The sequence below is a fragment of the Mucilaginibacter sp. NFR10 genome (assembly GCF_900100445.1).
Lineage (GTDB): Bacteria > Bacteroidota > Bacteroidia > Sphingobacteriales > Sphingobacteriaceae > Mucilaginibacter > Mucilaginibacter rubeus.
Genome location: NZ_FMTV01000001.1, coordinates 373310 through 386333, shown reverse-complemented (window position 1 = coordinate 386333; position 13024 = coordinate 373310). Strand labels below are relative to the sequence as shown.

At 44.5% G+C, this 13024-nt stretch carries 7 protein-coding genes; all 7 read right to left on the bottom strand.

Annotation, left to right across the window (positions count from 1 at the left end; genetic code table 11):
- Positions 1-179: 179 nt before the first annotated feature.
- Complete coding sequence (locus tag BLP33_RS01665) at positions 180-2129, bottom strand: sigma 54-interacting transcriptional regulator (protein WP_090524211.1); 1950 nt, start codon at positions 2127-2129, stop codon at positions 180-182.
- Between the two features lie 3 nt (positions 2130-2132).
- On the bottom strand, positions 2133-4445 hold the full coding sequence (locus tag BLP33_RS01660) for a tetratricopeptide repeat-containing sensor histidine kinase (protein WP_090524209.1): 2313 nt from the start codon (positions 4443-4445) through the stop codon (positions 2133-2135).
- Between the two features lie 289 nt (positions 4446-4734).
- Complete coding sequence (locus BLP33_RS01655; RefSeq protein ID WP_090524207.1) at positions 4735-6063, bottom strand: ATP-binding protein; 1329 nt, start codon at positions 6061-6063, stop codon at positions 4735-4737.
- A 1-nt stretch (position 6064) separates the two neighbouring features.
- Positions 6065-6982, bottom strand: coding sequence for an eCIS core domain-containing protein (locus BLP33_RS01650; RefSeq protein WP_090524201.1), 918 nt, complete (start codon positions 6980-6982; stop codon positions 6065-6067).
- 7 nt (positions 6983-6989) lie between these two features.
- Positions 6990-7973 (bottom strand): tetratricopeptide repeat protein, encoded by a 984-nt coding sequence (locus BLP33_RS01645; protein WP_090524197.1) that lies wholly within the window; start codon positions 7971-7973, stop codon positions 6990-6992.
- Positions 7970-11536 carry an eCIS core domain-containing protein gene (locus tag BLP33_RS01640; RefSeq protein ID WP_175489892.1) on the bottom strand — a complete coding sequence of 1189 codons (3567 nt, stop codon included), beginning with the start codon at positions 11534-11536 and terminating at the stop codon, positions 7970-7972. Before BLP33_RS01640 ends, BLP33_RS01645 begins: the two co-directional genes overlap by 4 nt.
- Positions 11533-13020, bottom strand: coding sequence for a contractile injection system tape measure protein (locus BLP33_RS01635; protein WP_090524192.1), 1488 nt, complete (start codon positions 13018-13020; stop codon positions 11533-11535). The genes BLP33_RS01640 and BLP33_RS01635 overlap by 4 nt, the downstream gene beginning before the upstream one ends.
- Between the last annotated feature and the right edge of the window lie 4 nt (positions 13021-13024).

Here is a 13024-nt window from a genome sequence, read left to right as displayed (position 1 = left end):
GGGGGGTTAACAGGGTTAACAGAAATCGTAAAAACCTAACACATATAATTGATAATCAATAAATTAAACAACAGGCAGGGTTACCTCCCACAGCAGTCTCCCGGCGAGAACGTTTACTTTAAGTTCGCCCCAATCAAAACCAACTTAAAATCAATAAGTTACTATAAAATATAGCAGCCCTACTCCCACTTTTTGATCCCCAGCTTTTGCATTTTTGAATGCAGGGTTGATGGCGGCAAACCTAATTTAGATGCGGCCCCGTCCTTGCCGCTTATTTTACCATTGCACCGTTTCAAAACCTCCAAAATATGGTCGCGGGCGTGTTCATCAATGGTTTTCAATCTGTCGGTTGCTATATCGGCAAAGGCAGGGCTTTCCTTTTTTCCCTGCAGCTTGGGCAGGTAAGCATCTTTTATTACCGGGCCATCCGTTAACAGGATACTGCGTTCAATAAAATGTTCCAGCTCGCGCACGTTGCCCGGCCAGTGGTATTCAAGCAGTTGGGCCATTACGTTTGCTGAGATCCCCGTTACCGCTTTACCGATCTTTTGCGCGTATCGTGCCAGGAAATGATTAGCCAATACCGGAATATCATCTTTACGTTCCCTTAAAGGTGGAATGATGATTGGGAACACAAACAGCCTGTAATATAAGTCGAGCCTGAAGCGGCCTTCTTCAACTTCTTTTTCAAGGTTGCGGTTAGTAGCCGCAACTATGCGTACGTTGATCTTCACCGGGCCCCTGCCGCCAATGCGTTCAATTTCCTGCTCCTGTAATACGCGTAACAGCTTCACCTGTAGCTCGGCCGGCATTTCGCCTATCTCATCCAGGAAAATAGTACCGCCATCGGCCAGTTCAAATTTGCCCGTACGTTTTTCCACAGCCCCGGTGAAAGCACCTTTTTCGTGCCCGAACAATTCGGACTCAATCAGGGTAGCCGGCATGGAGGCACAGTTTACCACTACCAAAGGCTTGTTTTTACGGGGCGACAGATAGTGGATACTCTTGGCTATCTGCTCCTTACCGGTACCGCTTTCGCCTAAAACCAATACCGATGTATCAAGCGGAGCCACTATACCAATGTGATCAAGTACGGTGAGCATCTGATGGCTTTTACCGATAATATCTTTAAAGCCTGCTGCTTTGTTTTTCTCACTCAATTGATTTTGGCCTGATTTATCAATTCTGGGTGGTGACGGCTCAGGCGCATCAAATGGGATGATCGCCTCCACCGTGGTCAGTAATAATCTGTGCAGCCGATCTAACAAGATCAAATGATCATTGGTATAACAATCGGTTTTGCGGCTGTAAAACGAAAAATGAATAACATCCCCACCAGACGAAAGCAAAGGCAATCCTAAAAACGATTGCATATTAAAAACCTGGGCTATAAGCTTTTTAACGGGAAACTGCGGCCAAATCTTAACAAAATTGCCGGCATTATAAAAATCAGCCTTGGTTATCCGCGGACTGTCATCCTGCATCCGGTTAAGCTGTTTTTTATTTGTTTTTGTGATGTTTACCAATTCATCCGGGCCTATTACCTGGTATTCATCAAATCCGGTACGCAAAAATGAAATGGCGTTGTCAGGAAAACCCGCACCATTTTTCATGGTAACAGTTAAATAATCAAACGGTACATGCGGCTGGATACTCATTGCTATTTTCAACAACTTTTGTTTCCAGTTTATCGGTTCGGCAACAATATTTTTAAATACTTGTTCCAGGGCCTGCTCCTGGCGCAATTTGGATTCAATACTGTTTTGATGACGATAAAATGCCACGTCAAGGGTTATCAATAGTTCTTTTTCGCGGAATGGCTTTACCAAAAAACCATAGGGCTGCGTAGCCTTTGCCCGTTCCAGGATACTTTCCTGAAAATTAGCCGACAGGTATACAAATGCTATATTTTTTGAAGTAAGCACCTTGGCAAGGTCAATACCGTTCAGGTTGCCCTTTAAAAATATATCAAGCAATACCATTTCAGGTTTTTGCTCCTCAATGATCTCCAACGCTTCGGGTACAGAATCTGCAATGCCGCAAACTTTATAACCGGCACGGGTTAATATTAATTTCAGATCATACGCCACCAGCGACTCATCCTCAACTATTAATATCTTTTTGTTCATATTTTAATTAGCTGCAAAAGTTTTTCGTTCAATATTATTTAACATCTTCTCGGCCCTGAATTCCACGGTGATTATAGCGCCGCCGTAATTTTCTATTTTAAAATAACCGCCCAGTTGTTTACTTAACGCTTTCATCATTTCCATCCCTAATGAGCTTGCTTTTTGGATGTCAAAATCAACAGGCAAGCCTATTCCATTATCGGCTATGGTGAGTATAATGGTTTCCTCGGCCAGTTGTAAGGCTACTTTAATTTCGCCCCGCTGCGCAGGGAAGGCATATTTTATGGCGTTTGTAATGGCCTCGTTTAGTATCAGGCCTAAGGGTACGGCCTGGGCAACGTCAAGCTTAACGGGCTGTATCATTTGCTCAAAACGAATTCCCCTGCCGCCAGGATCATAACAATCGGCCAGGTAATTGATCAGCTCATTAATATAAACCGACATATCGATATAAGCCACATCCGAATTACTGTATAACTTTTGATGAATAAGCGCTATAGCCTGTACCCGGTTTTGACTTTCCCGGATTGCGGCAAGCGCCGCGTTGTTCTTCAAAAATGCCGATTGCGTATTAAGCAGGCTCATTACAATTTGCAGGTTGTTTTTTACCCGGTGATGCACTTCCTTTAACAGCCAGTCCTTTTCATCTAACAGACCATCCTTTTCGTTAAGCAGGATTTGTAACGATAGGTTCTGATTATTAATTTCCGTTTGTTTTAACTGTAATTGCTGATTACTCCTTTGCTTGTGCCGGTAACCGTTAAATGCCAAACCTGCTATAATGATAAGCATAGCCACACCGCCAAAAGTAATGTTACGCTGCATGTTTACCTTTTGCAGTTCGGCTTTCTGATTCTTGCTCTGTTCCTGTAAAAACCTTATCGACTGCTTGTTTTCATTGGTCTTATATCTGATATCGAGCTCCTCTATCTGCTTGTTTTTAATGGCATTAAACAACGAGTCATCAAGGCGTTTATGGATCTCGAAATGTTTTATAGCAGCTACATAGTTGCCGGATGCCGAATCAACCCGGAACTGCATGCCATGTATCTTGGTAAGGGTAATAGGCCTGATGGTATTAGATGGCAGCGATAAGATCTGTTTTGTATAAATGCCCGCCTTTTTATACTGTTGGGTAAGCAGGTAAAAGCCGGCCATGGTTTCGTTGTAATGAACAAAATCAGTAACCATTTGCTCGTTAGTGGTATAAAAGTCTTTACTAAAGTTAGTAACCTTATATACGTCCATCATTTTCAGATAATATCGCTCGGCTTCCGGGTAATCTTTCAGGGCAACGTAGATATTGCCAAATGCCTCATACATATCAACCTTTTGCGCCAGGATCTTCGGTGGTACATCTTTTACCGCCTGTTTCAAGTATGCCAGTGCTTCTTTAGGTCTTTTAGCTGTTATGAAATCATAAATAATGAGGCTCAGGTACCCATAAAAATCTTCGTATTGTTTTCTATGCTTTAGTATCTCTGCCGATTTAAGAATATAGATGAGGCTTTGGTCATATTTATTCAGATCGGCATATACCAATGCAAGTTTGGCGTAATAAAAATCGGCCAAAGCCGTATCAGCCGTGGCGTTCATACTTTTTATTACCTCGTGGCGATATAAAAGCTCGTTATGCAGATCAACCTTTTGTTTGCTTATCTCGGCAAGGGAATGATAGGTATAATGAAGTTTTTTGTAACCTATTGCTTTGTATTGGGCCAGCACCTGGCGCAGTTCGGTTTCGGCCAGATCAAGTTTCTTTTGGCTAAGATGGATGTCGGCTATGTTTTTGTTCATATCAGCCTCATCCAGTTTATGGCCCGTTTGCTGAAATAAGGCCCGGGCCTGCTCATAACTATTTATTTTATCAGGAATGGCAACTGTATTGTCTATAGATATATTATCGCCTAAGCGGGCCAGGGTTTTACCTTCCTGGTACTGATCACCTGTTTTATGGTAATAACCAACTACTTCCATAAAAACAGCTTTACCCTGCTTCAGGTTGTCCTGCTTGAGATACGCCGCCCCTTTAAGCATCATAGCTTCGTTAAGCCACTTTGCCGAATGGATGGCAACACTCATTTGTATGGCTTTATTGAAAGCGGTGATGCCGCTATCCAACACCTCTTTGTGGTCGCCTTGCTTGTTGAGATAATAGCTGCCTAATTGTATTTGCAGCTTAATAGTATTGGTGTCGGCTTTGTTTTTTTGGTTATCGAGGTTGAGTTTAATGGTAGCAATGTCCATCTTTTTTTGCCCGGAAACGCTTGGGGCAAAAATTAAAGCAATAAAACATGTCGCTATATATTTAAACATACACTTAGTATTTTATTGCCCCAGAGATAATTACCGACAAAACCATAACGAAATCATCTCCTGTGAAAGTCACGGAATAGTGATAGGCGATGATTTGCTAAATTTATTCAATTTTATGCAAACGGCATCAATAAGCAGAAAGCTATATTTTCTTTATTGCTGAGATAACCAGGATCCGGACCGGCATAAAAATCCCGAAGCCTGCTCAACCAGTCAATGTACAGATCATGGATTCGATTGTACAAATTATAGATAGCCGGGAAATTTCCGGTTTATATCCCGGAGATCTCTACCAAACCCGGTTCTCTTTAGTGTATTCTCTTTCAATACCTTCCAGTATCAGCTCGGATGTAATGCAGCCTTCCTTGCGGGCCAGCATTTGCAAACAGGCAAACTGCACCACGTTTAAGATCCCGGAACCACTGAGCTCATATTTACGCGAGATCTGCTCGAGGTTAATATGCCCGTTGAGGTTTGCTTTAGGCGGAAAAGATTTTTGCCAGATGGTATAGCGTTCATCGGCATTAGGCAGCGGGAAGTTAATAACCGACTGAAACCGGCGCATAAAGGCCTCATCAATGTTATTTTTAAAGTTGGTTGCCAGTATTACCAGGCCATTGTGCTGCTCCACACGTTGCAGCAGGTACGATGCTTCCTGGTTGGCATATTTATCATGTGCATCTTTAACATTGGTACGCTTACCGAAAAGCGCATCAGCTTCATCAAAAAACAGGATCCAGTTTTTATTATCTGCCTTTTCAAACAATTTGGAGAGATTTTTTTCCGTTTCGCCGATAAACTTGGATACGATCATGGACAGGTCGATCCTGAAAACCGGTTTACCCGTGTACTTACCGAGCAACGATGCCGTGAGCGTTTTTCCCGTTCCCGGCGGGCCGTGGAATAATGCCCGGTAGCCTGGTTTCAATTTCCGCTCCATGCCCCAGTCGGTCATTAGTACCTGCTGGTAGTTTACCCAGTTTTCCAGCTCAGCAATTTGCCTGCGGGTGGTATCATTGAGTACAAGGCCATCCCAGTTATAGGTAGTTTCCAGGTGTTGTGCCGGAAAGTTCATACTTAGTTTGGGAATAGATTCGGTACCGCTGACCAGAAGTTCAACATATTCGGGCTGCAACACCAACCTTCCGGATAAGGCGGGCTCTCCTTCAGGCACGTCCTCCAGATGTAAAATATGCTGCTTTGCCAAATTACCGTGATGATGGAAAAGCTCCGCTATCTCCAACCTTTTTTCAATATCATCGCCTGCCAAAACAAAAACCGCTGTTTGGCCGGTCGGTAAAAAACTGCGCCCGTTACGGCTGCGAACGCCTCCAATCTGCTGAAAGTCGCCCGATTCGCGTATATAAGGTTGAATGATCTCATCAAAAAATTCAACCTGTAAATGCGGCGCCAGGGCCATCATCAATATAATAACCTCATTGCTGCTAAGGCCATTATCATCTATCAGTTTTTCAAGTACGCTGCCATTTCGCTCCAACTGCGGCAGTAGCGGTGGCAAATAAGTGGCATCATTACCAAATACGGTTTGCAGCCGCGCCTCAATACACCCGGCCGTGTACTGCATTAATGTTTTTAACTGTTTAATGTTAGTATCCATATTACTTACGCGGACCGTTTTGCTGTACAACATGGGTTAATTCGTGTGCCAGCAGGTTCATACCGGCGGTGCTTTCCGGATCAAACTTAGCAGCGTTAAAATAAATATCGTTGCCATGTGTAAAGGCCTGCGCCTTTGAAAGGTTACAAAGTTCAACAGCCTGCTGCCCGGTGTGGATTTTCACCTGTTCAAAATTGGCGTTCATCTGATGCTCCAGTTGTGTGCGTACTTTAGCCGGTAATGGGCTGCCGCCGCCTTTACTTTCGTTCAGTAATCTGTCAAACTTAGCTTCCAGAGCTTCGGGCTTGCCCTCTGTTTTTTCTACGCTGCCACCCTTTTCTTCTTTTTTTTGGGCAGCGGCTTTATCGTCTTTTTCTTCACCTTTTTCTTTTTTTTGCGGCTTGCCTTCGTCCTTTTTATCTTCTTCGCCTTTTTTCTGCGGTTCCTTGTCTTTTTTATCTTCCTCCCTTTTTTGAACGCCTTCTTTATCTTTTTTATCTTCTTCTTTTTTTTGGGGCTCTTTATCTTTTTTATCCTCCTCTTTCTTCTGAGTTGGCTTCTCTTCTTCTTTCTTTTCGTCTTTTTTCTGCGGCTTACCCTCTTCTTTCTCATCCTTCTGCTCTTTCTTTTGGGTTCCTTTAGCATCCTTTTCCTCATCAGCTCCTTTTTTCTGAACGCTCATTTGTCCCATCCGCTGTGACGAATTAGCAGTTGCCTGCTGTGCCATAGTTACCTTATGTGCTACCGCATCGGCCTCCTGCTCGAGGGCGCTATCCTGGTTACCATCAATTTTCCTGGCCTGGAAAAAAGCATCTCCATCCTGCTTGCTTTTTTCGCGGCTGCCATTAAAAAAGGGCTTATCTGCTTTATCCGCCTGTTTCTGACTAAGCGGCTGGCGTGTATTATGGATGTATTTCATAGGAGGTTTAGTTTAAATTGTGTAACAGATCTAATTGCTTCTTTGCATGGGCGGCCCATTCGCCGGCATCATGCAGCAGGTCTTCAAAAACCTGCTGCGCTTTATCTTTCTCGTTTAAATTAGCCAGGGCTATCCCCCGGTAAAGCTTTCCTTTCTTATTTTCGGGGTATTGTTCAAGTAACAGGTCAAGGTGTGCCAGCGCATCATCAAAACGGTTGAGGCCGAGGCAAAGCACCCCGGTATTTAATCTTATCTCTTCGTTTCCAGGGTCATATTCCAGGATCCGCTCATATTCTGCCGCCCCTTCATTTAACTGGCCGCTTTGCAAATAAGCAACGGCCAGGTGGTTACGTACCGCAATATCGCCAGGAAACAGCATCAAATACCTGATCAGGTACCCTGTAGCCGACGCATAGTTTTTTATCATTAATTGGGACAGACCTGCTGTTTGCAAAGCCCTGCTGTTTTGCGGGTTTTCGGATAATACATAATCGGCCATTTCAAAAGCTTCATCATACCTCCCGGTTGAAAGATAGACCTGCGCCAGTCCCATCAATAAATTTAAACTTGCGGGGTTAAGTTCCACCGCTTTAAGCCAGCATGTTTCGGCGCTTTCCATATCTGCCGATAGCATATACAGTTTTGCCAAGCCCTCCCAGGCTTCAAACTGATCGGCCTTAAGCGTAATAGTTTGCCTGAAAGCGTTTAGAGCCTTATCATACTGGCCCAGCAAAACTTCGGTATTAGCCAGATTGAGCCATGCCGAAGCATTTTGACTGTCAATTTGTAAAGCACGTCCAAACAGCGGCTTCGCTTCGGCAAATTTATTTTGCTGGTAAAACAACATTCCCCGGTTATTGAGCAGGGTAACATTGGGCTCATTTAAGTCGGCAGCTTTGGCATAATAAGCCTCGGCAGCTTCAAAATTACCGTTAAGCTGCTGCATGGCGCCAAGGTTTATCAGTTCGGTTAGTTGGCTTCGGTTGCTCATAACATTTCTTCTTTAACTTTATCTGCTATACCACCTGCTATATCAGAAATGCTGATTTCAGGATAGGTAACTTTAATATCATCGGTTTTCACATCAAACGGTTCGCCATCCTTATAATGGATTGGCAGCGAAACTTTAACCTGCAGATCAGGGCCATAACTAAATGACGCCAGGTTTTTAGTCCACTCTTTTGAAATATCTGTAACCAAAAGATCAAGTTCGGCTTTAATGAATGCATTTACATCAAATGTAAACTTAGGGTGTACCTCTATCTCGCCTAAAGCGTTAAACTCAAACCCGGTTGTGGGCGACCAGGCCAGGTCGGCAGCCGCGCTCGCCTCACCCTCCAACCCTAATCCGCCAACTATTTGGATGCCGCCGGTAACGCTGGCAGGCCCGATACTCAGACCAATACCTAATGCGGCTTTTAATTTTAAACCGGCATGCGCCGGGATCACAAATTTTGCCCCGCCGCTAATGCGTGTATTTTCCGGGTGTGAGGGGTTAAATTCTATCTGTCCAAAAACGTCTTTGAGTTGGCCGGGGCCTACAGCTGCATCAAAATCAAGGCCGCCATCAATAGTGGCCACAATACCGATACTCTTAGGCCCAAGCGGGATGGCGAATATGGGAATCTGGATGGTTGGTACTTTGAACAGCTCTTTATTGATGCTCTTTTTAGGGAACACATCAACAGCCGAAGGAAGATCCAAACGGCCAACAACTTCAATTTCTCCGGCCGGGGTCACCCTTACAGTTGCCGAAGCCTGCAGCCAATCGGTAACTTTGAGGGTTAATTTACCCGAGCCGTAGGCAGTAAACTTATCCCCTGCAGGGCCTGATGGCGTACCATCGGCAGCAATAGCACGGTTGGTGGCGCCTACCATCACCTCACCTGATACCCTGTCAGCAGCGTAAGATGCCTTGCCTTCAATAGTCAGCGCGCCATCGTCATAAGATATTGACAGTTCGGTATTGATCTTCGGAATTTTGGGTACTGCTTTACCACTGGCTTTAACATGGTAAATTTCGTCCGGCCCGCGTGTAACTTCCACACTACCGCTGCCGCTTTGAATACCCGGCATATTCTCGTCAAGAACGAAGCTGCCACCAATAACTAAGGTTTCATTAGCGTAACTAACATGGATCTCGGCACTTTTTACCCCTTTAATATCCGGTTCGGCAGTGCCGGTAGCTGTAAACTCATTGTTTGCATAAGCTATATTAATATGGGCCGATTTGATCCCCTTTATCTTATTAGGGCCGATTCCTATCTCGCCAGTGGCAGACAAACCTCCGCCGCCGCCATCACCAGGCTTAACATAGTCAACCGTAATACGGGCAGGATTAAAAGTTTTAGAGTCGAAATCAAATGAACCACCCAGCGCGAAAGCCCCTGAGGTACCTGCTTTTGCATGAACTTCGCCTTTCCCGAGTTTTTTGATCTCAAAGTTCATGTTACCATCAACCGTCAAACCCGAATCGCCCAAAGTAATACCGAGCGAAGTATCTGTAATTTTAAATGGAGGGGGAAGCTTGATCTCGCCGCCATCAAAAACTTTCCGGATACTTAAGCCGCTGCTATTTATGATAATATCAATATCCGCATTGTCGATAAGTGGAATGGTTGTATGTACTTTTCCTTTTGCTTCAAGCTCGCCATCATCACTAAAGCCGGCTTCAGAGAGTTGAACCGGGCTTAAGGCCTTGACCTGCGGACGTAATTTATCTAAAATGTCTTGTCTCGAAACGTATCCCCCGTACACCCCCGGAATAGGATTCAATGTAAAACTTTCAGTAATCTTGTCGGCAGTTTTACTGGTTTTAAACATGGTTACTGTTATGCTGCCGGTTCCACCCTGTTGCATAATATCTGTTTGGGGGTCATAGGTAACAGAATCGATATTGGCAGTATACTTTTTTGAGTTTTGAAGTTTAAAAGGCCCTTTTTTAGGCATTTTGATAGCTTTGCTCCGCCTCTCATTCAAAAACAGGTGTACAGTATTGGTATCTACAAGCTCTTTTAAAATCTTATCATCTTTGCCGGGCACTAAAAAGCGCATACCGTTGAGATGCTCTCCCTTCTGAATTTCAGAAAGCGAATATTTTTCCTGGTCGCCCACACTGTCCGGCGATCCGGCTTTATTTAACTTTGCAGTGGTGATACTGTAATTATCTACAATGCCCTGCACCGACAGACCTTTTACTTTTTCAGGGTCCTTGGCTTTTTCGGCTTTAATAGTTTCATCTACAGCACTTTTTATATTGGCCTGAATAGTACCACCTGATGAGCCGTTAATTTTTTGGGAAAGAAGCCATAAGTTGCCGATATCGTTATCGGCCCCTCCAATTTGCAACTCTACTTTATGATCAACTTCAAACTCATGCATTTGCCCGGCCCGCCGCCAGTTAGGCCTCACCGACCGGGTCCTTATCTCATCGGGGTTACCAAACAATATGCCCCCGGTAACATTGGTTTTTGATACCATGAAATAAGTGTTATTTCCCGCGGGAGATGTCCCGCCATTGGGTAACTCAACCTTTTTCAGGTCATCAAACTTTTTCCCAAAGCCGGCATCTGTAGCTGCATCTTTTTCCCAGGTAGCCAAATGTTTTCCGCTTCTCGTCGTTTTTTTAAACGAGTAATCGGTTTTAGATGGCATCATATCATATTTAAAACCTGGAATATCTATTTTCTCAACCTTTATAGTTTTATTGGTTTGGTCAATTTTATCTTCACCAGTGTGCGCCTTGGCTTTTCCACTTTCTGCAACGCCGGTTTCCGCCCGTTGAATAACCCCTTTCTTTTTAACACCATTTCCACCCTGTTGTACCGTATGCGTCACCTCATGCGCTAACAAGTGCTGCCCCGATTTACTTTGCGGGTCATATTTACCCGCCCCGAAATAAATATCATTGCCGTGGGTAAACGCCTGCGCCTGTAAATCGTTACTTAATCCGGCGGCTTCACTGTTGTTATGGATGCGTACCCCACTCAAATCCCTGCCCATTGCTCCTTCCATTTCCTCGCGGGTATTGGCAGGCAATGGTTCGCCGCCGCCTTTGCTGCCTTCGATCTTTTGTTGCGTTTGTGGAGATACATCCGGAGCGGCCGACTGGCTGCTGCGTTTTAATGTATTCCCCTCGTTGGGATCGCCATCACTTTCAAAAATGGGGCGGCGCTGTAATTCTTTATCGGCTCCGTTCTGCTCTTTTTCCTGTTTATCTTCCTTCTTATCTTCTTTCTTTTGCACAGCGGGGGTAGCTGCATTAGCAGGACCCGTGGTAGTAGTAGAACTAGTTGCAGCGTTGGCTACGGTTTTAGGCTGATTAATATGCTGAACAACTTTATCAGCCACCTGGTCGGCCTGCCGTTCAAAATGATCGCCAGGTTCATTCACCGTCATTTTACGCTGAACCTTATTCCCTTCAAAAAAGGGCGCTTCCTGCGCCTGTTCAACATCATGAGCGGCAGAGAAAAAAGGATCTTTCCCTGCCCCCTGCTTGTTTGCGGGCTGGTTTTGTTTGGTGTTTGCAGGTGCTGCCTTTTGCGGTGTCTTCATTGCCATTCCACGTAAAAAGGTTCATTCATCCAGGGCAGTTTAATTACGCCAATGCCCCATGGCAATGACGAAAGCAGGATATCCAGGTCCATCCGCTCCACAATAAGGCGGGCAGGCTGTTCTGCTTCAATCAGTTTCCCGTTTCGTATTAAAAATGCATCACGCAAGCCGCCGGGCGAAGTGTTTTTTAATGCTTTCCAGTATTTTATCACGGTGCGGAGCATGTTGTCGCCTTCATCAAGCATACGCTGTGGTATTTCAACTTCACGTTCCAATGGCTCGTCAAGTGGCCACCGGCATAAAAACTTTTCAAAATAAAGGTCATATTCAAAAGCGTTCACATTACCGGTACCTAAATAGTGCAGCAGGTGAACGGCCAGTTGCCTTGCGGGCAGATCAACAAAATCGTTATCCTGCAGCAAGCCAAAATCTTTAAAGAAATACTCCAGAAACGGGTGCAGGATCACCAAACCGGCCTGAGTTACATAAGTTCCGGCAATTTCTTCTTCTTTTTTCAAGCTCGTTTCCGGAGTATTATCGGGCGTGGTTATGGGCTTATTACTTTGTAGTAGCGGTTTATTTTCTGTTGATTGGATAACTGTTTCGGCTATTTGAATGAGGCTCATCGTAGACTTTGAAACAGAAGCTTTTAAATCTCCTTTTATTAACGCGGCTAACTTTTTCAGGATTGTGCTATCAACAGGTAATTCACTATGGCCTGTCAGCAGGTAAATCATCAGCAAGAGCTTTTCAATGATCTGCCGCCCGGAGTCGCTATTAAATTCCGCCGGTAAAACCTCTTTAATGTTAGCGTGTATGTTTGTTGCTGATTCACCAGTTATCAAACGCCTGATTTCTTCAACAACAGCGTCGACCTTTTTTTGAAATCCATAAGTCTCGGCCTGAAGTAAAACCATTGCCAGCTTTTTAATAAAAGCCATACCAAACTGGCTGAATAACCTGGCTGCCGCAAGAGCTGAGCTCTTAAACAGATTGATAAGCTTTGATTGATAAACGTTATCATTGATCAACTGCCCCGATAGTTTATTTAACCAAACATCTTCCTGCTGTAGCCACTCTGTTGCAGCAACAGCATACCATGGGAGCCTGCCCGTATTCAGGAAATAAATAAACACGTTAAAAGCCTGCTGTTCATCGGTAAGTAGTGAATAGTCAATGACATTATCCGGCTCATCTCCGTTGGGCAGCAAACCGGGGTTTAAAGCTGGCTTAAGCGCCTTCGATAACCTAAATTGCAGTTGCTCAAAAACATCTTCCATTTTACCCATACCCAGATCAAGATCAATCTTATCTATCAAAACATGAGCAGGCAGATCCATATCATCCAGCAATTGCTCCAGTTTTTTGAGCAGTACCTGTTCAAAGTACCGCACGGCCTCGTCCTGCACCTTTTGGGCAGTGCTTCGGTGTGATACTTCTATATCAAGTACCAGCTTATGGATGATATGTGTCCTCGCTACCATAGCT

What these genes read in the sequence shown, in the direction of transcription:
- BLP33_RS01655 (WP_090524207.1), bottom strand. Translation starts at nt 6,063, where the DNA reads ATGGATACTAACATTAAACAGTTAAAAACATTAATGCAGTACACGGCC.
- BLP33_RS01660 (WP_090524209.1), bottom strand. Translation starts at nt 4,445, where the DNA reads ATGTTTAAATATATAGCGACATGTTTTATTGCTTTAATTTTTGCCCCA.
- BLP33_RS01665 (WP_090524211.1), bottom strand. Translation starts at nt 2,129, where the DNA reads ATGAACAAAAAGATATTAATAGTTGAGGATGAGTCGCTGGTGGCGTAT.
- BLP33_RS01640 (WP_175489892.1), bottom strand. Translation starts at nt 11,536, where the DNA reads ATGAAGACACCGCAAAAGGCAGCACCTGCAAACACCAAACAAAACCAG.
- BLP33_RS01650 (WP_090524201.1), bottom strand. Translation starts at nt 6,982, where the DNA reads ATGAAATACATCCATAATACACGCCAGCCGCTTAGTCAGAAACAGGCG.
- BLP33_RS01645 (WP_090524197.1), bottom strand. Translation starts at nt 7,973, where the DNA reads ATGAGCAACCGAAGCCAACTAACCGAACTGATAAACCTTGGCGCCATG.
- BLP33_RS01635 (WP_090524192.1), bottom strand. Translation starts at nt 13,020, where the DNA reads ATGGTAGCGAGGACACATATCATCCATAAGCTGGTACTTGATATAGAA.